The 24,225-nt window shown below is 67.9% G+C and carries 21 protein-coding genes; 2 read left to right on the top strand and 19 right to left on the bottom strand.

Going from position 1 to position 24,225, the window contains the following annotated elements; genetic code table 11:
• Positions 1-107: 107 nt before the first annotated feature.
• The 3 genes from NX784_RS19190 to NX784_RS19180 all read right to left on the bottom strand — a co-directional run bounded on the left by NX784_RS19190 (position 108) and on the right by NX784_RS19180 (position 3,536).
• Positions 108-1,157, bottom strand: coding sequence for a PAS domain-containing sensor histidine kinase (locus NX784_RS19190; protein WP_258818299.1), 1,050 nt, complete (start codon positions 1,155-1,157; stop codon positions 108-110).
• Positions 1,158-1,303: 146 nt separating this feature from the next.
• A complete protein-coding gene (locus NX784_RS19185) occupies positions 1,304-2,083 on the bottom strand; it encodes a LytR/AlgR family response regulator transcription factor (protein WP_258818298.1) in 780 nt (259 codons plus the stop codon).
• Between the two features lie 70 nt (positions 2,084-2,153).
• Entirely contained in the window at positions 2,154-3,536 is a 1,383-nt protein-coding gene (locus NX784_RS19180) for a sensor histidine kinase (RefSeq protein WP_258818297.1), read from the bottom strand.
• A 266-nt stretch (positions 3,537-3,802) separates the two neighbouring features.
• Between NX784_RS19180 and NX784_RS19175 the strand changes: the two genes are divergently transcribed.
• The gene (locus NX784_RS19175; protein WP_258818296.1) at positions 3,803-4,741 is read left to right on the top strand and encodes an exopolyphosphatase; all 939 of its coding nucleotides are present in this window, start codon (positions 3,803-3,805) and stop codon (positions 4,739-4,741) included.
• Here NX784_RS19175 and NX784_RS19170 read toward each other — a convergent pair whose 3' ends face one another.
• The 3 genes from NX784_RS19170 to NX784_RS19160 form a co-directional block, all read right to left on the bottom strand.
• Positions 4,742-7,135 (bottom strand): sensor domain-containing protein, encoded by a 2,394-nt coding sequence (locus NX784_RS19170; RefSeq protein WP_258818295.1) that lies wholly within the window; start codon positions 7,133-7,135, stop codon positions 4,742-4,744.
• A gap of 150 nt (positions 7,136-7,285) precedes the next feature.
• Positions 7,286-8,551 (bottom strand): nitronate monooxygenase, encoded by a 1,266-nt coding sequence (locus NX784_RS19165; protein WP_258818294.1) that lies wholly within the window; start codon positions 8,549-8,551, stop codon positions 7,286-7,288.
• Between the two features lie 173 nt (positions 8,552-8,724).
• Positions 8,725-9,210: a YajQ family cyclic di-GMP-binding protein gene (locus NX784_RS19160; RefSeq protein ID WP_258818293.1), complete on the bottom strand. Its 486-nt coding sequence runs from the start codon at positions 9,208-9,210 to the stop codon at positions 8,725-8,727.
• Positions 9,211-9,308: 98 nt separating this feature from the next.
• Between NX784_RS19160 and murB the strand changes: the two genes are divergently transcribed.
• Complete coding sequence (gene murB, locus NX784_RS19155) at positions 9,309-10,334, top strand: UDP-N-acetylmuramate dehydrogenase (RefSeq protein ID WP_258818292.1); 1,026 nt, start codon at positions 9,309-9,311, stop codon at positions 10,332-10,334.
• A 3-nt stretch (positions 10,335-10,337) separates the two neighbouring features.
• On the opposite strand, the gene NX784_RS19150 is transcribed toward murB, so the two are convergent.
• The 13 genes from NX784_RS19150 to NX784_RS19090 form a co-directional block, all read right to left on the bottom strand.
• Positions 10,338-11,345, bottom strand: a complete 1,008-nt coding sequence (locus NX784_RS19150) for a GGDEF domain-containing response regulator (RefSeq protein ID WP_258818291.1) — start codon at positions 11,343-11,345, stop codon at positions 10,338-10,340.
• A 43-nt stretch (positions 11,346-11,388) separates the two neighbouring features.
• A complete protein-coding gene (gene cheB / locus NX784_RS19145; RefSeq protein ID WP_258818290.1) occupies positions 11,389-12,378 on the bottom strand; it encodes a chemotaxis-specific protein-glutamate methyltransferase CheB in 990 nt (329 codons plus the stop codon).
• Positions 12,375-14,702, bottom strand: coding sequence for a hybrid sensor histidine kinase/response regulator (locus NX784_RS19140; protein WP_258818289.1), 2,328 nt, complete (start codon positions 14,700-14,702; stop codon positions 12,375-12,377). The genes cheB and NX784_RS19140 overlap by 4 nt, the downstream gene beginning before the upstream one ends.
• Complete coding sequence (locus NX784_RS19135) at positions 14,699-15,379, bottom strand: chemotaxis protein CheW (protein ID WP_258818288.1); 681 nt, start codon at positions 15,377-15,379, stop codon at positions 14,699-14,701. The genes NX784_RS19140 and NX784_RS19135 overlap by 4 nt, the downstream gene beginning before the upstream one ends.
• Entirely contained in the window at positions 15,376-16,587 is a 1,212-nt protein-coding gene (locus NX784_RS19130) for a CheR family methyltransferase (RefSeq protein ID WP_258818287.1), read from the bottom strand. The genes NX784_RS19135 and NX784_RS19130 overlap by 4 nt, the downstream gene beginning before the upstream one ends.
• On the bottom strand, positions 16,584-17,033 hold the full coding sequence (locus tag NX784_RS19125) for a chemotaxis protein CheW (protein WP_258818286.1): 450 nt from the start codon (positions 17,031-17,033) through the stop codon (positions 16,584-16,586). The genes NX784_RS19130 and NX784_RS19125 overlap by 4 nt, the downstream gene beginning before the upstream one ends.
• Positions 17,034-17,044: 11 nt before the next feature.
• Positions 17,045-18,859, bottom strand: a complete 1,815-nt coding sequence (locus NX784_RS19120; RefSeq protein WP_258818285.1) for a methyl-accepting chemotaxis protein — start codon at positions 18,857-18,859, stop codon at positions 17,045-17,047.
• 100 nt (positions 18,860-18,959) lie between these two features.
• Entirely contained in the window at positions 18,960-19,274 is a 315-nt protein-coding gene (locus NX784_RS19115) for a YkgJ family cysteine cluster protein (RefSeq protein ID WP_258818284.1), read from the bottom strand.
• Between the two features lie 130 nt (positions 19,275-19,404).
• Positions 19,405-20,637 carry an argininosuccinate synthase gene (locus NX784_RS19110; RefSeq protein WP_258818283.1) on the bottom strand — a complete coding sequence of 411 codons (1,233 nt, stop codon included), beginning with the start codon at positions 20,635-20,637 and terminating at the stop codon, positions 19,405-19,407.
• Between the two features lie 83 nt (positions 20,638-20,720).
• Positions 20,721-21,656 carry an ornithine carbamoyltransferase gene (gene argF / locus NX784_RS19105; protein WP_258818282.1) on the bottom strand — a complete coding sequence of 312 codons (936 nt, stop codon included), beginning with the start codon at positions 21,654-21,656 and terminating at the stop codon, positions 20,721-20,723.
• 78 nt (positions 21,657-21,734) lie between these two features.
• Positions 21,735-22,631, bottom strand: a complete 897-nt coding sequence (gene rsgA / locus NX784_RS19100; RefSeq protein ID WP_258818281.1) for a ribosome small subunit-dependent GTPase A — start codon at positions 22,629-22,631, stop codon at positions 21,735-21,737.
• Positions 22,628-22,960 (bottom strand): 4a-hydroxytetrahydrobiopterin dehydratase, encoded by a 333-nt coding sequence (locus NX784_RS19095; protein ID WP_258818280.1) that lies wholly within the window; start codon positions 22,958-22,960, stop codon positions 22,628-22,630. Before NX784_RS19095 ends, rsgA begins: the two co-directional genes overlap by 4 nt.
• A complete protein-coding gene (locus tag NX784_RS19090; RefSeq protein WP_258818279.1) occupies positions 22,957-24,222 on the bottom strand; it encodes a M48 family metallopeptidase in 1,266 nt (421 codons plus the stop codon). The genes NX784_RS19095 and NX784_RS19090 overlap by 4 nt, the downstream gene beginning before the upstream one ends.
• Positions 24,223-24,225: the final 3 nt, after the last annotated feature.

Genomic DNA, 24,225 nt, shown 5'->3' with positions numbered 1-24,225 from the left:
CTATTGCTTGATTGGCAGGCATCTTATCGAAGCGATATGTCGGTTTGATGACAGAACGAAATGTTGCACAGCTACCACATTTTCATTGTCATCAACGCGTGACCCTGTCATGACACGACGTGGCCACCCAGCGGCAGCACGATGTCGATGCGCGTGCCCTGCGGCTCGTCCGCGCCGATCGTGATGTCGCCCTTCATGGCCCAGACCCGTTCGCGCATGCCGATCAGGCCCAGCGATTCCGCTTTTTCCATGTCTTCCGGCCGGATACCACGGCCATCGTCGCGGATCGTGAGAAGCAGTTCGCCGTCGAGCCGGAACAGATTCATCATGACGCGCGTCGCTTGCGCATGGCGGGCGATGTTCGTCAGCGCTTCCTGCACGATGCGGAAGATGGCCGTGCTGGCCGCGTCGTCCAGGCGCAGTTCCGCTTCGTCGGCGAGCAGGGTGGTGGGGATGCCGTAGCGTTCCACGAAATCGTCGCGCAGCCCCTGCAGCGCGAAATACAGGCCGCCTTCGTCGAGCGCGCGCGGGCGCAGGTTGGTGGCGATGCGGCGCAGCGACGTGATGGCCGTCAGCAGATTGTCTTCCATGCCGCGCATCAGGCGCAGGCTGTCGGCCGGCGTGCCGTCGGCCTGCTGCAGCAAGGTGAGGTCCATGCGCAGCGATGCGAGCAGCTGGCCGAGGTCGTCGTGCAGTTCGCGCGCGATGTGCGTGCGCTCTTCCTCGCGGATGGTCTGCAGAGCGGCGGACAACTGGCGCAACTGGTCGTGCGACCGGGTCAGTTTTTCCTGCACGTGGCGGCGTTCGCTGACGTCGCGCATGACCACCGTATAAAAGGGCGCGCCGGCGTTCGCGCGCGAGATCGAGCCTTCGATGGGAAAGCGTTCGCCGTTGCGCAGGCCGACGACCGTGTAGTCGGTCGCGCGGCGGCCCGCACGCCCGCTGCCGGGGCGGAAGAAATCGACGGGCTCGCCCGCGCGGTCGGCCCCGCCGGCCGGTTCCTCGAGGTAGCGGCCCAGCGGACTGCCCACCATCTGCTCGACGCTCGTGTCGAACAGCGCGGCCGCCGCGGGGTTGGCCATGACGATGGTGTTCGCGCGGTCGGCGGAGATGATGGCTTCGCTGACGTGGTTGACGATCTGGCGGCTGGCCGGCACGGTATCGGGCTCCCCTGATGTGCGCCTGCCCAGCCAATGGCCGACCGCAAGCCCGGCCAGGAAGCAGGCTGCGGCCCGGCCGGAAACGCGGGGGGCGGCGCGGTCGTTTCACCTACCTTACCCGCCATGCAAACCGCCGGCTTGACTTACATCTGCTTGAAGAGGTGCAGGAAGCTGCGGCTGACTTCGAGTTTTTCCGGGCGGCCCTTGATCAGGACGAGGTGACGGCCGCGAATGTCGCGCGTCACGCCTTCGATGGCATTGACATTGACGAGCGTGGCGCGGTGAATCTGCCAGAACAGCGACGGATCGAGCTCGTCCGCCAGGTCGCGCACGGGCTTGCGGATCAGCGCTTCGAATTTCTCGGTCTGGACGCACGTGTATTTTTCGTCCGACCGGAAGAACAGGATTTCCTCGACGGGGATCATGCGCAGGTCCTGGCCGATGCTTGCCTGGATCCACTGCAGGTATTTGGGTTTCGGCGCGGCGATCTTTTCCGCGAGCTGCGACAGCATCGCGGTGACCGTGTCGCTGACGTTGACGGCCGCGGTGGCCGCCTGCGCCGGCGTCGCCAGGCGCTCCTTCAGGCGCTCGACGGTGATCTTCAGGCGCTCAGGCTCGGGCGGTTTCAGCACGTAGTCGATGGCGCCGCGCTCGAACGCTTCGACGGCGTACTGGTCGTACGCGGTGACGAACACGACCTGGCTCGCGTCGCCGATGTCGCGCGCCGCTTCCATGCCCGTCTTGCCCGGCATGCGGATGTCGAGGAACGTGAGGTCGGGCTTCAGTTCGTCGACCAGTTGCACGGCCTCGTCGCCATTCTTCGCCTCGCCGACGATCGTGAGGTCAGGCCACACCTGGGACAATCGGGTGCGCAGCAGGTCGCGCATCAGTCTTTCGTCATCGGCAATGATAGCGGTTGGCATGGTCAGGTCGGGGCAGTCAAGGAATGTCGATTATTCAACGAATTGTCGGGACAAGCAATACCCGGCATGCCTACTTGGGCGCAAGCTGGTAGGGTACCTCGATGGTAGCGATTACACCGCTGGGGCTGTTCGCCGCGATGTGCAACTGGCCCGCCTCGCCATGCAGCAGTTTCAGCCGCTCGCGGATGTTCGACAGGCCGAGACCCGTCCCCTTGCTGGGCATGACGCCGAAGCCGACGCCGTCGTCCGCCACCGTCACCCGCAGCTTGCTGTCGACGACTTCCGCCGTGACGGCCAGGTGCCCGCCCTCCGGCTTGCATTCGAGGCCGTGCTTGATCGCGTTCTCGACCATCGACTGCAGCATCATCGGGGGAAACGCGGCGCTGCGCAGGCCTTCCGGCACCTGCAGCTCGACGGTCAGCCGTTCTTCCATGCGCATCTTGAGCAGGTCGAGGTAGGATTTGACCATGTCGACTTCGCGCCCCAGGTTCGTGACGAGGTTGTTGTCGCGCATTTGCGGCAGCACGGCGCGCAAGTACTGGATCAACGTGCGCTGCATCGCGGATGCGCGCGGGGGATTCGTCTCGATCAAATGTTCGACGGAAGCGAGCGTGTTGAACAGGAAGTGCGGCTCGACTTGCGCCTGCATGGCCTGCATCTTCGCTTCGGACAGCTGGCGCTGCATCGACTCGCGCTCCGCGGCGGCCGTGGCCGATTGCATCTCGGCTTCGGCGCGCTTCTTGCCGCCCACGAGGGCCTTCGTGCCGAACAGCGCAAGGATCAGCAGCCAGACGAAGCTCGTGAACCACGTCGATGCCTGCTTGTGGTAGCTGCGCGCCTTCGCTTCGGCCGCGTCGTCGACGGCCGCTTCGATGGCGTTGGACAATTCCTCGCCAATTTGCGGCGGCAGGTCGATGTGGACTTCCTCGCCGTTGGCACCGCGGATCGTCTTCGTGACGGGATGGGCACCCTTGGCGGCGGGCGCGGGCGGGGCGGGCGGTGCCGGTGGCGCGGCGGGGACGGCATCGGCGGCGTCGGCCTTTTGATCTGCCTCGTCGGCCGCCGCTTCCGCTGCATCGGCCTTCGCTTGTGCGGTGTCGGCCTTGCCGGCGGCCGCGTTCGCCGCCGCCTCGGCCTTGGCGGCCTCGACCTCGGGATTGATCGTGATCGCGCCGCGGCTGTTCTTGCCCGGATTGATGTGGATGCCGCTGTCGTCGATCGTGACGGTAGGCTCGGGCTTGCGCGGCTTGCGTTCCGTGCGTGCGATCTCTTCCTCGCCGCCGGAAAACAATTCGTCCTGCAAAATCTGACCGGCGACGAGCATCAGTGCGGCGAACAGGAAAAACTTCCACCACGACAAATGCGTGACCCACGTCGCGACGGCATCGAAGCCGCGGTGCAGCGACGACAGGGTGGTCGAAAAAGCTTGCTGGGTAGAACGCCGTGTTTGCATGAAACTCGTCTTTATCAAGGATGCGGCGAGTGTAACCGCTCATACAGTGGCCGGCCACTGTTGGAATAATGAAAGCTTAGTTTCCCGGTCTGCGCGCCGCCACCGTTTTGCGACAGCCTGCAGGATTCCCGTCCTGGAATGCACAGGTTGATGACGCCGTAATGACATGTAGAAAAACTGTTAATCGGCAATATTGCGCGGTATGATGAACGCCCTCCTGCCTGCGCCAGCCCATGCTTCATTGTCGACATGAAAGGGGTTTGCCGATGTCTGCCGTTCCCAAGCGTTACCGCCTCGTCACCCGCAGCGATTTCGACGGCCTCGTGTGCGCCGTCCTCCTGAAGCACCTGGACTTGATCGACGAGATCCTGTTCGTCCACCCGAAGGATATGCAGGATGGCAAGATCGCCATCACCGCGCGCGACATCACGACGAACCTGCCGTACGTCGCCGGCGCGCACCTCGCATTTGACCACCACTCGTCGGAAACGCTCCGCAATACGGGGCGGCGCGACAACCATGTCATCGACGCGAAGGCGCCGTCCGCCGCGCGCGTCGTCTACGAGCATTACGGCGCCACGCGTTCGTTCCCGGCCGCGTGGCGCGACATGATGGACGCCGTCGACAAAGGCGACGCGGCCCGTTTCACGCGCGAGGAGGTGCTCGATCCGACCGGGTGGAACCTGCTGAATTTCCTGATGGACGCGCGCACGGGGCTGGGGCGCTTCCACGATTTCCGCATCTCGAACTACCAGCTCATGATGGACTTGATCGATTACTGCCGGAACCACACGATCGACCAGATCATGGCGCTGCCGGACGTGCAGGAGCGCACCCGGCTGTACTTCGAGCACAGCGAGTTGTGCAAGGCGCAGATCAAGCGCTGCGCGCAAGTACACGGCAACCTCGTCGTCCTCGACCTGCGCGACGAACCCGTGATCTATGCGGGCAATCGCTTCATCGTCTACGCGCTGTTCCCCGAGACGAACATCTCGATCCACGTGTTGTGGGGCCTCAAGAACCAGAACACGGTGTTCGCGACGGGCAAGTCGATTCTCAACCGCACGTCGAACACGAACATCGGCGCGCTGATGCTGGAATACGGCGGGGGCGGGCACGAGAATGCGGGCACGTGCCAGGTCTCCAACGACATGGCCGAGGACGTGCTGGGCGCGCTCATCCAGCGCATCACGAGCGAGGGTTGATCACGCCGGCAATTGTTCCTCCAGCATGCGCTGCGCCGCCTCCGCGGCCAGCGGCTCGCTGAACCATGCCCCCTGGAACTGGTCGCAACCGTTCGATGCGAGGAAGTCCAGCTGGGGCTGCGTCTCGACGGCCTCGGCCACCACGGCCATGTTCAGGTTGTGGCCGATGTCGATCAGGCTCTTGGCCACGCCCTGGCCGCCTTCGTCCAGCGCCTGCACGGTGCCGGACGCCAGCTTGACCTGGCTGGCCGCCAGCTGCTGCAGGAAGCCGAGGTCGCACAGGCCGGCGCCGAAGTCGTCGACGGACAGGTCGACGCCCAGCGTGCGGAGTTGGCCGGCCAATTCCTGCCCGAGCGACGGATTGCGGATCAAGCCGTCGATGCGCAGGTCGAGCTGGAGGCTGCGCGGCGGCAGCCGGTGACGCGTCAGGCGGTCGGCCAAGCAGGCGACGAAGCCGGGCTGGCTGTATTCGCGGTGCGATACGTTCACCGTGACGGGCACGTCGCCGAAGCCCGCCGCGCGCAGCTGGGCGGCGAACGCGCAGGCCTGGTCGAGCACGCGCTGGCCGATCGGCACGATCACGCCGCTTTCCTCGGCCTCCGCGAGGAAGCGGGCCGGGACCAGCACGCCCTGTTCGGGATGGCGCCAGCGCAGCAGGGCCTCGAAGCCGGCGACCCGGTTGTCGGCGAACGTGACGCGGGGCTGGTACAGCAGGAACAGCTCGTCGCGGTCGAGCGCGTCGCGCAGCGCCAGTTCGATGCGGTGCTTGGCCTCCGTCGTCGACTTCATGTCGGCCGAGAAGAAATGCACGTCGTTGCGGCCGCTGCCCTTGCCGTGGTACATCGCGAGGTCGGCCGCGCGCACGAGTTCCGCCGCCGTGGCGCCATCGTGCGGGTACAGCGACACGCCGACGCTGGCGCCGACGGGAATTTCGCGGTTGTTGAACGCGACGGGAATCGCGAAGCTCTCGCGCAGGCGTTCGACCATGCGCAACGTGAAGCGCAGCGACGGCTGGTTGGCGAGGACGAGCACGAACTCGTCGCCGGACATGCGCGCCACCGTGTCGCTGTCGCGCACGGACGCCTGCAGGCGGCGCGCGACGACCTTCAGCACGACGTCGCCCGCCTCGTGGCCGAAGGTGTCGTTGATGGTCTTGAAGTTGTCGAGGTCGATGAGGACGGTGGCGACAAGCGCCTTGTGGCGCTGCGCGAGGTGCACCGCCTGTTCCAGCCGGTCCCACAGGAGGTTTCGGTTGGCCAGGCCCGTCAGCGGGTCGTGGTTGACCTCGTGTTCCAGGTGCGCCGTACGCAGCTTGGTGGCCGTCACGTCGGTGATGACGCCGATGTAGTGCGTGACGTCGCCGTGCTCGTCCTGCACGGGCGTGATGGCGAGATCGTTCCAGAACAGTTCGCCGTTCTTGCGCAGGTTGCGCAGCACGACGCTGCAGCCCATGCGCGCGGCGATCGCTGCGCGCAGCTGCGCCCGTTCCGCGAGGTCCATGCCGGGCGCGGCCATGAAGCCCGGTTCCTTGCCGAGCACTTCCTGTTCGGCATAGCCCGTGATGCGTTCGAACGCGGGGTTCACGTATTCGATGACGCTCTGTTCGTGGTCCAGCCGCGCGATCACGATGCCGTTGCTGGTCGCATGCAGTGCGCGCTCGCGCAGGCGCAGGCGCTGCTCGCTGTCGCGCCTGTCGCTGATGTCGACGCCCATGCCGAACAGATAGTCGCCGCCGTAGCAGCGCAGCCGCGTGCCGCACAACAGCATGGGGATCTCGCGTCCGCTGCGCGACACGTAGTCCACTTCGAACCGCGTTTCATGGCCGTGCGAGAAGATGTCGTCCATCGCGGCGGCGACGGCCGGCCGTTCCTCCAGTTCGATCAGGTCGAGCGCACGGGTGGCGCCCAGCTCGTCGGGCGTCAGTTCCGTCACCCGTTCCAGGTTGCGGTTCCACAGCACGAAGCGGCCTTCACGGTTGATCGCGTAAAACGTGCCGGGCAACATGTCGACGATGGCCGACAGCGGCGTGCGTGCCACGCGCTCCGCTTCCGTCCCGCCGCGGTCGCGCCCGGTGGCGACGGCGACCGCGCAGCCGTGCTGCGTGCCGTCGGCGTCCAGCAGGGGCGCGAGGGTCAGCGTGCCTTCGCGCACGCGGCCGCCCGCGCAGTGGAGGTCGACGCGCAGCTCGGCCCCGTCGGGCCGGCAGGTGAGGGCGCCCCAGCCGGCGCCCCAGACGTCGCGTCCGGCCGGGGTGAACAGCGTCGTGATGGGACGGCCGAGGATCTGTTCCGCCGGCAAGGCAAACAATGCCGCACAGGGCTCGTTCCAGGCCTGGACGGTGCCGGTGTCGTCCGTCAGGAAAATGCAGCGGCTCGGCGGTTCGGAATCGGACATGCTGCGCTCCTGCTTTCGCGGTCGACACGCATTGGACAGGCGAACCTGGCTTCCGTTCCGCACGCGCTACCGAACAAAAACGCGAAACGACAACGCGAAACGAAAACGGCGCGCCGAAGCACGCCGTGTGGAGTCGAAGCCGTGGGCCCGTCAGGCCGCCGCCTCCTGGCGCGGCGGCAGTGCGACCTGGTTGTCCACGCTGAACTGATAATCCTTGAACACATGTTCGGCGGACAGAATCTGGTAAGTCCCGTCGGACAGCTTGTGCGTCGTGTCCTTCAGGCGGTACGTCGTCGAGCCGCACGTCCAGCAATTGAAATTGCGCATGTGCGTGCACAGACACGTCTTGTCGAAGACCTGGATATTCTTTTGGCCCGGGTTCGCCTGCACCTCGCGGTTGTACGAATTGATGTAGGCGCAGTTGCCCGTCGCGTCCAGCAGATAGCCATACGATTCGCAGCCGGGACGGATGCCGGAGCCGATCGCGGGCGTCTGCTTCAGCATCCGCATCGGATAGCCCGTCGGCGACACGCCGTTGACGATGATGTCTTCTTCGCTGGCGCGGAAGTATTCCTGCTTGACGGTATCCGGGAGGCCGCATTCGTGCGTCACCGTGAACCGGGTCGCCACCTGCACGCCGCCCGCGCCTTTTTCCAGGAAGCCCACGGCATCGCTACCCGTGAAGATGCCGCCCGCGGCGATCAGCGGAATGTCGAGCTGCTCGGCCTTCAGGTACGCATGGATCTCGTCCATGATCGTGTGCAGGTCGTAGTCTTTCCAGTCTTCCATGCCAAAGCCCAGGTGGCCGCCGGCCAGCGGGCCTTCGACGATGATGTAGTCGGGGTTGCGGTTCAGGCGCGATACCTTGCGCAGGAACAGTTGCAGCGCGCGCACGGACGACACGATGATGCCCAGCTTGGCCTCACGGAAGCGGGGATGGTCCTTGATGAGTTCGAACGAGCCCAGGTGCAGGCCGGCCGACATCGTGATGCCGTCGATGCCCGCGTCCAGCGCCGCCGACAGACGGGTGCGCAGCGTTTCCTTCGGCGCATTCATCGTCAGCTTTTCCATGCAGTTCACGAAGATCAGGCCATCGCCTTTCTTCGCCGCCATCGTGGCGCCCACGTGCAGGCGCGTCGCCTCGGCCAGTCGCTCGAGGTCGAACTGGACGACGGACTTGTCCATGTTGTTGATGTTGAACTTGTAGAGCTTGGTCTTGTCCTTGACGAAGCTGGTGTCGAACTTGCGGTCCGACACGTCCGGCACCATCGCATCGGAAATGTGGCCAATGCCGCCCAGCCGGGCCGCTTCCAGCGCCAGTTCCGAAGTGGAAATGTCCACACCCATTCCGCCGATCATGATGGGCACGTATTCCTTGTCACCCAAACGCAAGCGGAAATCATCAACACGTTTCATTGTTATCCTTAACTACCGGGGGCGCGCCCCTGGACGATCTTGTTCTCTCTCTGTCGTGCGACCCCGCCGGTTGGCCGGCGTGTCTGCGCACCCGCATTTTACAGCAGGAGGGGTCACACCGAGAGCACCATTTGCCGCACGGTCGTGCGGCAACGCGACGGTGGCCGCGAGGATCAGTCGCGGAAGTTGTTGAATTCGAGCGGCAGGTCCTTGACGTCCTTGCGCAGCAGTGCGATGGCTTCCTGCAACGTGTCGCGGTCCTTGCCGGTCACGCGCACGGTCTCGCCCTGGATCGACGCCTGCACCTTCAGCTTGCTTTCCTTCACGAGCTTCGTGATCTTCTTCGCGTTTTCCGTCTCGATGCCGTTGCGCACCTTGAGCACCTGCTTGACCTTGTCGCCGCCGATCTTCTCGATCTTGCCCTCGTCGAGGAAGCGCACGTCGACCTTACGCTTGGTCATCTTGTTCAACAGCACGTCGCGCACCTGGCCGAGCTGGAAGTCGGAATCGCCGAAGACGGTGATCTCGCGTTCCTTCTGCTCGACCTTGGCGGAGCTGCCCTTGAAGTCGAAGCGCGTGCCGATTTCCTTGTCGGACTGCTCGACGGCGTTCTTGACTTCGACCATGTCTGCTTCGCAGACCACATCAAACGATGGCATCTTCTTTTTCCTTTTTCTGTTGCACAGTAGTGAATGCCGATATTGTAACCAACAACGCGCCGCCCACTATAATGCGCCAAACACTACCCATCCCAGCCATGCCCGCCGACCTGCCTCTTTCACACGACGTTTCCCTCGCTGCCTTCAACACGTTCCGCATTCCCGCGCGCGCCAGGCGCTACGTGCGCGTGACGGATCCGGGCCACCTGGCCGCCGTCGCGGCCGACCCCGCGCTGGCGGCGCTGCCGCGGCTCGTGCTCGGCGGCGGCAGCAATTTGCTGATCGCGCATGACGAAGTGGAAGCGCTCGTGCTGCACATGGCACTGGCCGGCAAGGAGATCGTCGGCACGACGGACGACGCCGTCCTCGTACGTGCCCGCGCGGGCGAGAACTGGCATGCGTTCGTCGAATGGACGTTGGCGCAAGGCCTCGGCGGCCTGGAGAACATGGCGCTGATCCCGGGCACCGTGGGTGCGTCCCCGATCCAGAACATCGGCGCGTACGGGGCCGAGGTGAAGGACTGTTTTCATGCGCTGACCGTGTTCGACTTCGCCGACGGCACGACGCGTACGATGGACGCGGCCGCGTGCCGCTTCGGCTACCGCGACAGCGTGTTCAAGCACCCGGAGGGCGCCTCGCTCGTCGTGCTGGACGTGACGTTCGCGCTGCCGCGCGCGTGGACGCCGAACCTGCGCTACGCGGAACTGGCGCAGGCCGTGCAGGGAATCGCCGTGCCGACGCCGCGCCAGGTGGCGGACGCCGTGATCGCGATCCGGCGGCGCAAGCTGCCCGATCCCGCCGAGATCGGCAACGCGGGCAGCTTCTTCAAGAACCCCGTCGTGCCGCGCGAGCACTGCGTGCGCCTGCTGGACACGTGGCCCGACCTCGTGCACCACGCCCAGCCGGACGGCAGCGAAAAACTGGCGGCCGGCTGGCTGATCGACCGCTGCGGCTGGAAGGGCAGGAACCTCGGTCGCGCCGGCGTGTATCCGAAGCAGGCGCTCGTGCTGGTCAACAATGGCGGTGCGACGGGCGCCGAGATCCTGGCGCTGGCACGCGCCATCCAGGACGACGTCGAGGCGCGCTTCGGCGTGCGGCTGGAGCCGGAACCCGTGCTGGTGTGACGGTCAGGCAGCGGGGCTGACGCGGTCGCGGCCGCCGCGCTTGGCGGCGTACAGCGCGGCGTCGGCGCGGGCGACGAGGACATCAAAGGTGGCGTCCCCGCCCGGCTGCATGCACGCGACGCCCAGCGACATCGTGACGAAGCCACAAGGCGCGCCGGGATGCGGCAGTGCCAGTTGCGCGAGGCCGGCGCGGCATGCTTCGGCCACGCGCAGGGCGCCGGCCAGGTCGGTGTCCGGCAGCAGCAGCGCGAATTCCTCGCCGCCGTAGCGCGCCGCGAGGTCGGCCGGGCGTTTCAGCTGGCCCGTCAGAACGGCGGCCGTCTTCTTGAGACACAGGTCGCCGGCAGGGTGGCCGAGACCGTCGTTGTACAGCTTGAAATGGTCGACGTCGCACAGCAGCAGCGCGAGCGGCGACCCGTTGCGCCGGCCCCGCTGCCATTCCGCCTGCAGCGCTTCGTCGAAGCGGCGGCGGTTGGCGATACCGGTCAGCCCGTCCAGCGCGGCCAGCCGGCGCAATTCCTCGTTGGCCCGCGCCAGTTCTTCCTGGCTGGCGCGCAGCGAGCGCCATGCGGCGTCGCGCTGCAGGCGGCTGATGTAGCCGTCCGAATGGTGGCGGATGCGTGCCACCAGTTCCAGCGCGTCCGGCAGCTTGACGAGGTAGTCGTGCGCGCCGACGGCGAACGCGTGCGCCTTCAGCTTCGCTTCATCCTTGGTCGACAGCACGATCACGGGCACGTCGCGCAAGATATCGTCCCGCATGTAGGATCGGATCAGCTCGAAGCCGTCGTCGCCCTGCATGACGAGGTCCTGCAGGATCACCGTCGGCCGCAGGCGCAGCGCGGCCGCGCGTGCGGCGCGCGGGTCGGTCACGTAATGGAATTCGATGTCGCGATGGCCGGCCAGCATGCGGCGGACGGCCTCGACGATGATGAGCTGGTCGTCGACCAGCAGGACGCGCATCGTGTCGTCGGCGTCGCGCGTGACGGCGGGGATCGGGCTGGCTGCGGACATCGGATCGAACGGGGAAAGGGCGTATTGACGACGGGGCGCCATTCTACCGCAATGCGGCCGCGATATTGTCGATGGGTAAAATCTTTTCGGCCGCGCCCAGTTCCGCCGCCGCGCGCGGCATGCCGTACACGGCGCTGCTGGCCTCGTCCTGGGCGATCGTCGCGTGGCCCGCGTCGCGCATGGCGAGCAGCCCGGCCGCGCCGTCGCGGCCCATGCCCGTCAGGAGGACGCCGGTGGCGGCGCGTTCCCAGTGCCGGGCCACCGAGTGGAAGAACACGTCGACCGACGGCCGGTACACCTCGTCGCGGGGATCGACATCGTAGACGAGCTTGTGGCGCGCCGTGAGGCGCAGGTGGTCGTCGCTGGCGGCCACCTGCACGATGCCGCCCTCGACCGCGTCGCCGCCGGCGATCGGCCGCACGGGCACGCCGGCCTGTTCGTGCAGCCAGCGCGCCAGCTGGAGGGCGAACGCGGGGTCGATGTGCTGGACGACGACGGCCGCGGTGTCGGGCGGCGGCCGCCAGCGCGCGAGCAGCCGCGCCAGCGCGTTGGGGCCGCCGGTGGACGCGCCGATCGCGACGAGGCGCGCGACGCCGGACCCGTTGTCGGGCGGCGGACCCGCCACGGCAGCGGGTGCGGCGGGTGTCGCCGCGATCAGCTTGGCGATCGTGCGGATCTTCGCCAGCAGCGCGGCCTCGCCGCCGGGCCGGCCGAGCAGCACGGGCGTCGCCGTCACGTCGAGGGCGCCGGCGCCGAGCGCGCGGAACACCTGGCCCACGTTGTCCTGCGGCGCCGCCGTGACGACGAGGATCGCGCACGGCGCCTCGCGCATGATGTTGCGCGTGGCCTCGACGCCGTCCATCACGGGCATGGCGAGGTCCATCAGCACGAGGTCGGGCGGCAGGTCGCGGCACAGGCGCACGGCGTCGGCGCCCGTGCGCGCCACCCAAGCGACCTGGTGCTCGCTGCCCGCGAGCGCGCGCCGCAGCGCCTCGGACGCGGTCGGACTGTCGTTGGCGATGCCGATCCTCATGGCGTTCCTTCCCCGTGGGCCGCGCCGACCAGGTCGCGCACGGCGTCGAGCAGTGTGGCGTCGTGGAACGCGCCTTTGGCCAGATAGTAGTCCGCACCCGCCTCCAGGCCGCGCGCGCGGTCTTCCGGGCGGTCCTTGTACGACACGATCATCACCGGGAGCCGGTGCAGGCGCGGGTCGCGCCGGATGCGTTCCAGGAGGCCGATGCCGTCCAGCCGCGGCATGTCGATGTCCGTGATCACGAGGTCGTAGTCGGCCGCGCGCAACTGGTTCCAGCCGTCTTCGCCGTCGAGCGCCACGTCGACGCGGTAGCCGCGCCCCGCCAGCAGCTTGCGCTGCATCTCGCGCACGGTGAGCGAATCGTCGACGACGAGCACGCGGCGCGCGCTCGCGGCCGCCGGCGCGCCGGGCGCCAGGCGCAGCGCGGCCCCCGTGCCGAGCAGGCGCGCGATGGATTGCAGCAGGTCGGGCACGTCCAGGATCAGCACCGGCGTGCCGTCGTCGAGCAACGCCCCGGCGGCCACGTCGCGCAGCTTGCCGAACGTGGGCTCGAGCGGCTGCACCGTCAGGCTTTGTTCGCCGTGCACGGCGTCGACGGCGAGGCCGTAGCGCTCGCGGCCCGTGCCGATCGCGACGAGGGCCAAGTCCGTGCCGGCGACGGCCTCGCCCAGGCCCAGTACCTGGCTCGCGGCGACGATGCCCAGTTCCTCGCTATCCTCGCCATCCGCGCCCGTCTTGACGTACTGGCGCCCCTGCAGCGTGAGCACGGCGGTCGCCGGCACCCGCAGCACGCGTTCCACGCGCGCGATCGGCAGCGCGTACGCTTCGCCGGCCACGTCCACGACGAGGGCGCGCACGATCGATTGCGTGAGCGGCAGCGTGATCACGGTGCGGAAGCCTGCGCCCGGCGCCGATTCCGCGCGTACCGTGCCGTTCAGCGCGCGCACCGTGTCGTGCACGACGTCCAGGCCGACGCCGCGGCCGGACAATTCGGTGGCGCTGTCCTTCAGAGAAAAGCCGGGCAGGAACAGGAATTCCATCAGCTCCGCTTGCGACAGCGCGGGCGCGAACGCGGGCGCGGCGATCTGGCGCCGCACGGCGGCCGCGCGGATGCGCTCCGGATCGACCCCGCGGCCGTCGTCCTCGACGACGAGCGACAGCATGCCGCCACGGTGCCGTGCTTCCAGGCGGATCGTGCCGTGCGCGGGCTTGCCGGCGGCCGTGCGCTCGGCAGGCAGCTCGATGCCGTGGTCGACGGCGTTGCGCAGCAGCTGGTTCAGCGGCGCGTCCATGCGCGCCAGCACGGCGCGGTCGACGAGAGTGGCGTCCCCGTCGATCTCCACGCGCACGTCCTTGCCGAGGCCGCGCGCCAGGTCGCGCACCATCCGCGGCAGGCCGCGCACGCCGTCCGCGAAGCGGCACATCGACAGCGCCAGCACTTCGTCCGCGAGGCGTGCGGACACGGACAGCGCCCGGCGCTCGTAGTGCTCGGCACCCTCGATCGTCTGCAGCAGCGTGTCGCGCAACGGGGCGGCCCGGTCGGCGACGCGCTGCGCCAGTTCGGCCAGGTGCGGATCGCCCGTCGTGCGGATGGCGTCCTGCAGCCGCTCCAGCGCGTCGAACACGCCGTGCTGGTAGCGCTTGTAGCGCTGCAGCCCGGCGATCCACGGCCGCAGCTGGCCCGCCTGCAGGCGTGCCTGCCCGGCCAGGGTCAGCAGGTCGCCGCCGCCGTCGGGTGCCGCGGGCGCGGGCGGTGGCGGGGCAGCTTCCCGTGCCGGCGCTGGCGGCGCGGGTTCCGGCTCGGGGACAGGTTCGGGGGCGATGACCGATTCCAGTGCGATGGCAGGTTCCGGTGCGGGAGTGGGGTCCGTGGCGGGCGCCGGTTCGGGCGCGGCCGGGGCGGCCGGCGCCGTCGCGTCCCGATCGAGCAGCGCCCGCAGCATCGTCAGCGTCCGCGCCAGGCGGTTGGCATGCGGCGTGCGCTTGCCCGGCTCGGACGTCAGCGCCAGTTCCTGCAGCAGGTCGACGGCGCCGAGCAGCACGTCGACGCCGTCCGCGTCCAGCCGCGCGCGGCCTTCCTGGGCGGCGACCAGCACGTCCTCCATCGCGTGCGCGAGACGCACCGCCGGATCGAGCCCGACGATCACGGCGGCGCCCTTGACCGAATGGGCTGCCCGCATCATCGCCTCGAGCATCGCGGCGTCGGCCGTCCCCTGTTCGAGCTGCAGCAGGCCGTCCGTCAGTACGCGCATCTGTTCGCGCGTCTCCATGCGGAACAGGTCCAGCATCGAATAGCCGCTCAGGTCCTCGTCGTCCATGCTCATCGCAGCAGGCCCTCCAGTTGCGCCGCCAGCCGCGCCGTGTCGAGCAGTGCCGCTTCCAGCGCGCCGTCGGCGATGATGCCGGCGACGAGGGGCGACGGCGCGCGTCCCACGTTGGCGGCGGGCGGACGCAGCGCGTGCTGCGCGTGGCGCAGCACGCCGTGGACCTCGTCCACCGGCAGCGCGATGCGCTGTCCGGCGGGGGCCAGCACGAGCAGGCGCGCGAACGCGTGGCGGCCGGCGGGCGGCGTGGCAGTGTCCGTGTCGACGCCCATCAGGCGCGCGAGCGACACGGCCGGCAGCAGGCGGCCGCCCACGTTGACGACGCCCAGCAGGGCGCCGCCGTCGCGGTGCGGCAGGCGGTGCACGGGCGCCAGCGGCGCCACTTCCACGGCCAGCGCCAGCGGCACGGCCAGCCATTCGGCGCCGACGCGGAACGCCATCGCGGCGGCGTCGGTGTGGGCCGGAGCGGGCAGAGGACGGGCCAGTTCGCGTGCCCAGGCGTCGCGGTAGTCGGCTTCGACGGGGCGCTGCAGGTTGTGCTGCGCGGCGCCCGCGTACACGGTGCAGTTGCGGCAGTGGACGTATTGCGCCAGTTCGGGGCAGCTGCGGTCGCCGGCCACGCCGATGCGGCGCCAGCACGCGTCGTCCTTCCATGGGCGCAGGGGCAGGTGCTTCATGCCGTCGTGCTCCCGCGCCGCGCGTGCACGCGCGCCGCGCGCCGCTTGAAGATGGCACCGGCACCCGCGTCGCCCCGCTGTTCGAGCAGCAGGGCCAGGGCGCACAAGGCTTCGTAGTGGTCCGGAGCCAGGTACACGCAGCGCCGCCAGTCGCGCTCGGCCTCCCGCGTCCGGCCCGCGCATTCGGCCGTGAGCCCCAGCAGGAACCACGCCTCGGCATCGTCCGCGCGCAGCGCGAGGGCGGCGCGGCAGCTTTGCTCAGCCTCGGCCAGGCGGCCCGCGTTCGCGTGGCGCCGCGCGTCGGCCAGCAGGTCGCGCGGCGCCGGGGCGGCCGGTGGCTTCGCAACCGGTGGCGCAAAAGCGGGCGGTGCGGCCGGGCGCGGCGCGGCGGGCCGGGCCGCCGGCGGCAGCGCCGCGCGCACGGCCGCGGGCACGACATGTGCGCGGCGCCGGCCCTGCTTGCGCAGCGCCGACGTGGCGCGCGGCGTCGCGGGGCCGAAGCCGTGGCGGCACAGCGCGGGCGCCTCGGCATGGCCCGCGAGCAGCAGGCCGTCGTCGGCCAGCAGCGCGAGGAGGCACGCGGCCGCGCGCGCCTGCCGGGCCGCGTCGAAATAGATCAGCAGGTTGCGGCAGAACACGAGGTCGTAAGCACCCGTCCGCAGCGGGGCGAGGTCGAACAGGTTGACCTGGTCGAACGCGACGTAGGCCCGTGGCTCGGCACCGATCACGCAGCCGTCGCCGTCGTCCGTGAAGAAGCGTTCGCGCAGGCCGCGGTCGTCGCCGCGGAACGCGTTGCGCGTGTAGTGGCCCGCGCGGGCGCGGGCGATGGCCTCGTGCGACAGGTCGAACGCGTCGATGCGGCACGCGTCCGGCCCGATGCCGGCGCGCGCCAGCAGCATCGCCAGCGTGTAGGGTTCCTCGCCGCCGGCGCAGGGCACCGACAGCACGCGCACGGGCCGGCCCGGCTGCGCCGCCAGGCGCGCCTGCACGAAGCGCAGCGCCGTGTCGAACTGGGCGGGGTCGCGCAGGATCCACGATTCCGGCACGACGACGAGGTCGACGAGCGCATCGAATTCGGGCGTGCCGGGGTGCGGGTCGTAATCGAGGTCCGCGCCCGTCGCGCGCATGCGCTCGCGGACCGCGCGCTCGACGGTGGCCACCGCCAGGTCCAGTCCCGTGGCGGCGCGCAGGCGGCACGTCAGGTTCATGCGGCTTCTCCCGCGCCGAACAGCAGCGCTTCGACGTCCGGCGCGAGCATGCGGTCGGGGTCGACCAGTTGCAGCATGCCTTCGGTGCCGGCCGCGACCTGGCCGAGCCACGGCGCGCTGGCGACACCCGCATCGGCCAACGGCCCGTCGATGTCGGCCACGCCGATCACGCGCTCGGCCTTCAGGCCCAGCCTGCGGCGCCGGCCGCCGGCGGGCACGTCGACGAGCAGGATGCGGGTGTCGTAGCGGACGGCGTCCGGCGGCGCGCCGGCCAGGCGCGACAGGTCGATGACGGGAATCGCCTCCCCGTGCAGGTCGAGCAGGCCGCGCACGAAATCGGGGGCGCCCGGCAGCGCTTTCAGGCTCGCCACGGGCACCACGCGCAGCACGTCCGCGAGGGGCAGCGCGTAGCGGTCGACGCCGATGTGGAACACCATCACTTTCATCGCGGGCCCGCCTACTGGGTGACGGAGAACGTGGCGACGGACTGCTGCAGGTCCGTGGCGGCATACTGCAACTGGTGCACGGCCTCGCTCGTGGCCTTCAGCGAATCGACCGACTGCTGGCTCGCCTCGGACAACTGCGTCATCGTCTCCGTGATCTGCTGTGCGCCGACGGCCTGCGACTGCATCCCCTGCAGCACGAGGTCGAAGCGGGGCGGCAGCTTGCTCACCTGCTCCGTCATGCCGGAGAGCTGCTCGGCCACGTGGCGCGCCTCGTCCACGCTGCGGCGGATGTCCTCGGTAAACTTGTCCATGCCCATGACGCTGGCCGACACCGCGGACTGCATCTCCTTCAGCATCTGCTCGATGTCCCACGTCGACACGGACGTCTGGTCGGCCAGGCGCCGGATCTCGCTGGCGACGACGGCGAAGCCGCGGCCCGCCTCGCCGGCCTTCTCGGCCTCGATCGCCGCGTTCAACGACAGGATGTTGGTCTGGTCCGCGACCTTGGTGATGGTCGTCAGCACGCCGTTGATGTTGCTGGCCTTTTCCGACAAGGTCGCGAGCTTGGCGCTGATCGCGTCGGTCGCCGCGACCATTTGCTGCATCGACTGGTCCATGCGCCTGAGGTTGTCCTGTGCCTCGGTCGTGGCGGACGTCGTGTAGTCGGCCACCTCCGTCGCTTCCTCCATCGTGCGCAGCAGCTGCGACGTGTTCGCGGAGATCTCGCGCGTCGTCGACAGGACCTCGACGCTGGTCTGCGCCTGCTCGATGCCCGTCGCTTCCTGCTCGCGCGCCGACGCGGCGATCTGCGTGGCCGACGTGGTGACCTGGATGCCGGCCCGCTGCACGTTGTTCAGCAGGCTGCGCAGGTTGCCGAACATGGTGGCCAGGCCTTCGCCCAGGCGGCCGATGGCGTCGGTGCCCGCGATCTCGATCGTGCCCGTGAGGTCGCCGCGCGCGGCCTTCGAGACGACGTCGAGCAGCGCGTCGACCTTGGCGCGCAGCGTGCTCGTCGCCGCCTGTTCCTTGGACTGGCTGTCCTCGATGGCCTGGGCCATGCGGTTGAATTCCAGCGCCACCTGGCCCAGTTCGTCGCGCGACAGGACTTCGGCGCGGGCGCCGTGCGTGCCGCCCGCTATCTGGCCGGCCGCCCGCATCAGGCTGTCCAGCGGACGCGAGATCGCGCGCACGAGCAGCGTGGAGATGAGCACGGCCAGCGCGACGCAGACGACGCCGCCCGCGGTCAGCAGCACGGTCATCGTTTCGCGCAGCGTGTCGGTGTCCTTCTGGCGCTGGACGAGCAGGCGGTTTTCCTCCGCTTCCACGTCGTCCAGCACGCCGCGCACGGCGCCGATGGAACTTGTACCCGCCAGTACGGTGGCTTCGATCCGCGCCGACACGTTCACCGTGCCGGCCGCCCCCGCGGAGCGGCGCGACTCGATCTGCGGCGTGACCGATTGTTCCATCCACGTGGAGAGCAGCGTGTCGAGCCGGCGCAGGCGGTCCTGCTGCTGGGCGTTGTCGACGGTGAGGGCCTGGATGCGCTTCAGGTGGGCGCGTGCCGTCGCGTAGTCGGTGTGGATCGGCGCGACGAGTGCCTCGTTGCCCGTCAACAGGTAGCCGCGCGCGGACGATTGCACCTGCAGCACGGACGTGGCGATCTGGTCGATCTCAAGCAGCACTTCCAGCGTATGACGGTTCCACTGGTTGGCGTCCGACAGGCGGGCGAAATTGTTATAGGCGAGGATCAGCAGGAACAGGATGATCGCGACGATGGCGCCAAAGCCCGCGACGAGTTTGTGCCTGATGCTCAAATTGTTAAACATGCGCTCTCCAGTGTGTCGGGGGAAACGTCGTGAATGTATCAGTTTATTGGCTTCACGGAAATTCCCGCACGGATGAAACGCGCGGCCGGGGCCGGCTTGTTCAGGATAGCGCGGGCAGGCCGTGCCGTGCGCGCGCATGGCGGCACTTGTCGTCGCCGATCTGCACCTCGCGGCAGGGATCGGGACGCTGCTCGTAGACGCGGCACGCGACGTGGCCGCCGGGGCCCGTCTCGAGGGCCGCGCAGCGGGGCGTGTTCGAGTTCGTGCCCGCCATGCACGCGAGGTGCGGGTTGACGCGCTCCGTCAGGGCGGGCGGCAGGCCGCGCGCGTCGCCGTCGGCCCAGTAGAAGGAGACGCGGTAGGTCATGCAGCAGGCGCCGCACGACAGGCAGGGATTGTCGCTGTGATCGGTCATGGTGTCCGGCAGGGGAGACGCGATGGTAGCGTGCCGGCGGGCCGCTGAAAAGGCTGCACGCACGAAAAAGCCGCCGGTCCTCGCGGAGCGGCGGCTCGTCGGGCAAGCCCGCGCGGTGTGACGGGTCGCGTTATTGGCCGCGTTTTGCGCGCGCCTTGGCGGCGATGCGCATGCGCAGCGCGTTCAGCTTGATGAAGCCGCCGGCGTCGGCCTGGTTGTAGGCGCCGCCGTCTTCGTCGAACGTGGCGATGTTCATGTCGAACAGCGAATCCGTCTTCGAATCGCGCGACACGACGATCACGTTACCCTTGTACAGTTTGACCCGCACCCAGCCGTTCACGCTCTTCTGCGTGTGGTCGATCAGCGTCTGCAGCGCGACGCGTTCGGGCGCCCACCAGTAGCCGTTATAGATCAGCGAGGCGTAGCGCGGCATCAAATCGTCCTTCAGGTGCGCCACTTCGCGGTCCAGGGTGATCGACTCGATGGCGCGGTGCGCGCGCAGCATGATGGTACCGCCCGGGGTTTCGTAGCAGCCGCGCGACTTCATGCCGACGTAGCGGTTTTCCACGAGGTCCAGGCGGCCGATGCCGTGCTTGCCACCGAGGCGGTTCAGCTCCGTGAGCACTTGCGCCGGCGTCATCTTCTTGCCGTTCAGGCCCACGATGTCGCCGTGTTCGTATTCGATGTCCAGGTACTCGGCCTGGTCGGGGGCCGCTTCCGGCGACACGGTCCAGCGCCACATCGATTCCTCGGCTTCCGCGCTCGGGTTTTCCAGGTGGCGGCCTTCGAACGAGATGTGCAGCAGGTTGGCGTCCATCGAGTACGGCGCGCCGCCGTTCTTGTGCTTCATGTCGATGTCGATGCCGGCGTCTTCCGCGTACTTCAGCAGTTTTTCACGCGACAGCAGGTCCCACTCGCGCCACGGGGCGATGATCTTGACGTCCGGCTTCAGCGCGTACGCGCCCAGCTCGAAGCGGACCTGGTCGTTGCCCTTGCCGGTCGCGCCGTGCGACACGGCGTCGGCGCCGGTCTCGTTGGCGATCTCGATCAGGCGCTTGGCGATCAGCGGACGCGCGATCGACGTGCCCAGCAGGTATTCGCCTTCGTACACGGTGTTGGCGCGGAACATCGGGAACACGAAGTCGCGCACGAACTCTTCGCGCACGTCGTCGATGTAGATGTTTTCCGGCTTGATGCCGAACTTCAGCGCCTTGGCGCGTGCCGGCTCCAGCTCTTCACCCTGGCCCAGGTCGGCGGTGAAGGTGACGATTTCGCATTGGTAGTGATCCTGCAGCCATTTGAGGATGACGGAGGTGTCGAGGCCGCCCGAGTAGGCGAGGACTACTTTTTTAATGTCGCTCATGGAAGTTCCAGTGGTGTCAGATGTGGAGGGGGATGATGGTCAGCCGGCCCTCAGCGGGCCGACGATCAGGCTCAAGGGTGGTGTCAGTGTTTGTCTTCGATGCGTCCGAGCAGCAGGTATTCGATCAGCGCCTTCTGCACGTGCAGGCGGTTCTCGGCCTCGTCCCAGACGACGGATTGCGGACCGTCGATGACGCCGGCCGACACTTCCTCGCCGCGGTGCGCGGGCAGGCAGTGCATGAACAGCGCGTCGGCGCTCGCGCGCGCCATCTTCGCCTCGTCGACGATGAAGCCGTCGAACGCCTTCAGGCGCTCGGCGTTTTCCTTTTCGTAGCCCATGCTCGTCCACACGTCCGTGTTCACGAGGTGCGCGCCGGCGCACGCGTCCGACGGGTTCTCGAACAGCGTGTAGTTCTTCGTCGTGACAAGCGTCGGGTCCAGGTCGTAGCCCTTCGGCGTCGACACGTTCAGGTGGAAGCCGAACACCTCGGCCGCCTGCAGCCACGAGTACAGCATGTTGTTGGCGTCGCCGATCCACGCCACCGTCTTGCCGACGATGGCGCCGCGGTGCTCGTAGTATGTGAAGATGTCGGCCAGCACCTGGCAGGGGTGGTGTTCGTTCGTCAGGCCGTTGATCACGGGCACGCGCGAATGCGCCGCGAAGCGCTCGATGATGTCCTGGCCGAACGTGCGCACCATGATGATGTCGCACATGCGCGACATGACCTGGCCCGCGTCCTCGACGGGTTCGCCGCGGCCCAGCTGGCTGTCGCGCGTGTTCAGGTAGATCGCGGCGCCGCCCAGTTGGTGCATGCCCGCCTCGAACGACAGGCGCGTGCGCGTGGAGTTCTTTTCGAACACCATGACGAGCGTGCGGTCGACGAGCGGGTGGTAGATCTCGTAGTTCTTGAACTTGCGCTTGATGACGGTCGCACGCTCGATCAGGTACTCGAATTCGGCGCGGGTGAAGTCGGAAAGCTGCAGGAAATGCTTGATGTTGGTGGGAGTCGTGCCAGCCATTTTTTGTGTCTGAGATACGATAATCTCTTGGATTATAAGCGTTTTTGTTTATCTGCCGGGAAATTGGCGCGGAATTTGTCAGTACAACGTCTGCGCCGACTCGTGCAGCAGTTGGGCGTACAGGTCGTGGCGCAGCTTCGCGATCTTGCCGTCCGCGACGGCCTGCAGCACGGCGCACTGCGGTTCCGCCAGGTGGCGGCAGTTGTAGTACTTGCAGCCGCCCAGGTAGGGCTTGAATTCGACGAACGCCCGTTCCAGCATGCCTTCCGTCAGGTGGTACAGCCCGAATTCCTGGAAGCCGGGCGAATCGATCAAGGTACCGCCCGCCGGCAATTTATACAGGCGGGTGAACGTCGTGGTGTGCTTGCCCGTGTCCAGCGCTTCCGAGATTTCGCGCACGGCGATGTCCGCATCCGGCACCAGCAGGTTCACGATCGACGACTTGCCCATGCCCGACTGGCCGATCAGGATCGACGATTGGCCCTGCAGCAGCGGCGTGAGCGTGGCGACGGTCTCCTCGGGATGCGTCTTCGCGGAGACTTCATGCAGCGGATAGCCGAGGTTCGTGTACAGGCTCGCCCGTTCGCGCGCGCGGGCGAGGTTCGGCTCGAGGTCGACTTTGTTCAGGATGAGGTGCGCGTCGACACCGGCCGCCTCGCACGCGACGAGGGCGCGCGACACGAGGTCGTCCGCGAAGCTCGGTTCCGTCGCGATGACGATGAACAGCCGCGAGATGTTCGCCGCCAGCAGCTTGCTCTTGTACTGGTCGGAGCGGTACAGCAAGGTGGTGCGCTCCGCGATCTTTTCGATGACGGCCTGGTCGTTCGACGTGCGCTTCAGGTGCACGATGTCGCCGACGGCCACATTCGTCTTCTTGCCGCGCGTGACGCACTGGAGGAATTCGCCGTCGACGTCGGCCAGGTAATGGCGGCCGTGGGCCGCGACGATGGTACCCGTCAGATCGTGTTTGCTCATGCGCCCGCCCGTCCCGCGTACAGGGCGTCCGCCTTGGCTGCGCAAATGAAATCGTTCTCGGACAGGCGGTTGCCGGCCGAATGCGTCGTCCACGCCGCGGTGCAGCGGCGGTAGCCCACCGTGAGGTCGGGGTGGTGGTCTTCGCGGTGGATCATGAAGGCGAGGGCGTTCACGAATTCCATCGTTTCGTGAAAGTCGCGGAACACGAATTCGCGTTCGAGACGGTTGCCGGTCAGGTGCCAGTCGGGCACGTCGGGCAGCAGGGACTGGATAGCCGCATCGTCCAGCGCGGCGGCGCCGTGCACGCAGTGGTGGTCGACGAGACTCATGCGGCCCCCGCGAGGCGCAGCTGGCGGATGCGCACCGAGGCCGGCGGATGCGAATCGTAGAACGCGGAATGCAGCGGGTCCGGCGTCAAGGTGGAGGCATTGTCCTCGTACATCTTGACGAGAGCGGACACGAGGTCGCGCGCGTCGCTGTGGCTCGCGGCGAAGGCGTCCGCCTCGAATTCGTGCTTGCGCGACGTGATCGACGTGAGCGGCGAGAAGGGGAACGTGAAGACCGGCAGCACGAGCGAGAACAGCAGCAGGGCCATCGCATCGTTCGACTGGCCCAGCAGGGGCAGCACGCCGAGGCCCGTGTAGAACCACACTTGCGTCTTCAGCCAGCCGAGCAGGGCGAGGAACGCGAGCGACAGCGCGAACAGGACGACGATGCGCTTGACGATGTGCTTCAGCTTGAAGTGTCCCAGCTCGTGCGCGAGCACGGCTTCGACCTCGGCCGGCGCGAGGCGCGACAGCAGGGTGTCGAAGAACACGATGCGTTTATTCGCGCCGAAGCCGGAGAAATACGCGTTGCCGTGCGCGGAGCGCTTGCTGCCGTCCATCACGAACAGGCCCTTCGCGGCGAAGCCCACGCGTGCCATCAGGCCGTCGATGCGGGCCTTCAGCGTGTCGTCCGCGAGCGGCGTGAATTTGTTGAACAACGGCGCGATGACGGTGGGGTACAGCACCATCATCAACAGCTGGAAGCCGCTCCACACTAGCCACGCGTACAACCACCACAAGGTGCCCGTCTTGTCCATCAGGGTGAGGACGACCCACAGCAGCGGCAGGCCGATGGCGGCGCCGACGAGGGCGCCCTTGACGGCATCGGCGACCCAGAGGCCGACCGTCATCTTGTTGAAGCCGAAGCGTTCTTCCAGCACGAACTGGCGGTAGTACGAGAATGGCAGGTCGAGCGCACCGGAGACGACGGCGAACGCGACGATCAACAGGATCTGGTGCACCATACCGGGGCCGGTCGCGTGCAGCAGCGCCGTCGACAGCGCCTGCAGGCCGCCCAGCAGGGTGAAGCCGGTGAGTACGAGCGTGTTCCACAGCGCCCCCCACAGGCCGAAGCGGGTCTTGGCGACCGTGTAGTCGGCCGCCTTCTGGTGCGCGGACAGGGGAATCTTTTCGGCGAATTCGGCCGGCACGCTGTCGCGGTGGCGCAGCACGTGACGGATGTGCCGCCGGGCCAGCCAGTAGCGCAGGCCGAGGGTCAGCAGCAGAAAGACGACGAACAAAACCGAAAACGCGGATGAAAGCATTCT

It is taken from the genome of Massilia pinisoli (assembly GCF_024753285.1).
GTDB classification, from domain to species: domain Bacteria; phylum Pseudomonadota; class Gammaproteobacteria; order Burkholderiales; family Burkholderiaceae_D; genus Telluria; species Telluria pinisoli.
Note: the sequence above shows the minus strand (reverse complement) of the source record. Positions and strands in the feature narration are given on the sequence as shown.

What these genes read in the sequence shown, in the direction of transcription:
- NX784_RS19185 (WP_258818298.1), bottom strand. Translation starts at nt 2,083, where the DNA reads ATGCCAACCGCTATCATTGCCGATGACGAAAGACTGATGCGCGACCTG.
- NX784_RS19180 (WP_258818297.1), bottom strand. Translation starts at nt 3,536, where the DNA reads ATGCAAACACGGCGTTCTACCCAGCAAGCTTTTTCGACCACCCTGTCG.
- NX784_RS19175 (WP_258818296.1), top strand. Translation starts at nt 3,803, where the DNA reads ATGTCTGCCGTTCCCAAGCGTTACCGCCTCGTCACCCGCAGCGATTTC.
- NX784_RS19170 (WP_258818295.1), bottom strand. Translation starts at nt 7,135, where the DNA reads ATGTCCGATTCCGAACCGCCGAGCCGCTGCATTTTCCTGACGGACGAC.
- NX784_RS19165 (WP_258818294.1), bottom strand. Translation starts at nt 8,551, where the DNA reads ATGAAACGTGTTGATGATTTCCGCTTGCGTTTGGGTGACAAGGAATAC.
- NX784_RS19160 (WP_258818293.1), bottom strand. Translation starts at nt 9,210, where the DNA reads ATGCCATCGTTTGATGTGGTCTGCGAAGCAGACATGGTCGAAGTCAAG.
- murB (WP_258818292.1), top strand. Translation starts at nt 9,309, where the DNA reads ATGCCCGCCGACCTGCCTCTTTCACACGACGTTTCCCTCGCTGCCTTC.
- NX784_RS19150 (WP_258818291.1), bottom strand. Translation starts at nt 11,345, where the DNA reads ATGTCCGCAGCCAGCCCGATCCCCGCCGTCACGCGCGACGCCGACGAC.
- cheB (WP_258818290.1), bottom strand. Translation starts at nt 12,378, where the DNA reads ATGAGGATCGGCATCGCCAACGACAGTCCGACCGCGTCCGAGGCGCTG.
- NX784_RS19140 (WP_258818289.1), bottom strand. Translation starts at nt 14,702, where the DNA reads ATGAGCATGGACGACGAGGACCTGAGCGGCTATTCGATGCTGGACCTG.
- NX784_RS19135 (WP_258818288.1), bottom strand. Translation starts at nt 15,379, where the DNA reads ATGAAGCACCTGCCCCTGCGCCCATGGAAGGACGACGCGTGCTGGCGC.
- NX784_RS19130 (WP_258818287.1), bottom strand. Translation starts at nt 16,587, where the DNA reads ATGAACCTGACGTGCCGCCTGCGCGCCGCCACGGGACTGGACCTGGCG.
- NX784_RS19125 (WP_258818286.1), bottom strand. Translation starts at nt 17,033, where the DNA reads ATGAAAGTGATGGTGTTCCACATCGGCGTCGACCGCTACGCGCTGCCC.
- NX784_RS19120 (WP_258818285.1), bottom strand. Translation starts at nt 18,859, where the DNA reads ATGTTTAACAATTTGAGCATCAGGCACAAACTCGTCGCGGGCTTTGGC.
- NX784_RS19115 (WP_258818284.1), bottom strand. Translation starts at nt 19,274, where the DNA reads ATGACCGATCACAGCGACAATCCCTGCCTGTCGTGCGGCGCCTGCTGC.
- NX784_RS19110 (WP_258818283.1), bottom strand. Translation starts at nt 20,637, where the DNA reads ATGAGCGACATTAAAAAAGTAGTCCTCGCCTACTCGGGCGGCCTCGAC.
- argF (WP_258818282.1), bottom strand. Translation starts at nt 21,656, where the DNA reads ATGGCTGGCACGACTCCCACCAACATCAAGCATTTCCTGCAGCTTTCC.
- rsgA (WP_258818281.1), bottom strand. Translation starts at nt 22,631, where the DNA reads ATGAGCAAACACGATCTGACGGGTACCATCGTCGCGGCCCACGGCCGC.
- NX784_RS19095 (WP_258818280.1), bottom strand. Translation starts at nt 22,960, where the DNA reads ATGAGTCTCGTCGACCACCACTGCGTGCACGGCGCCGCCGCGCTGGAC.
- NX784_RS19090 (WP_258818279.1), bottom strand. Translation starts at nt 24,222, where the DNA reads ATGCTTTCATCCGCGTTTTCGGTTTTGTTCGTCGTCTTTCTGCTGCTG.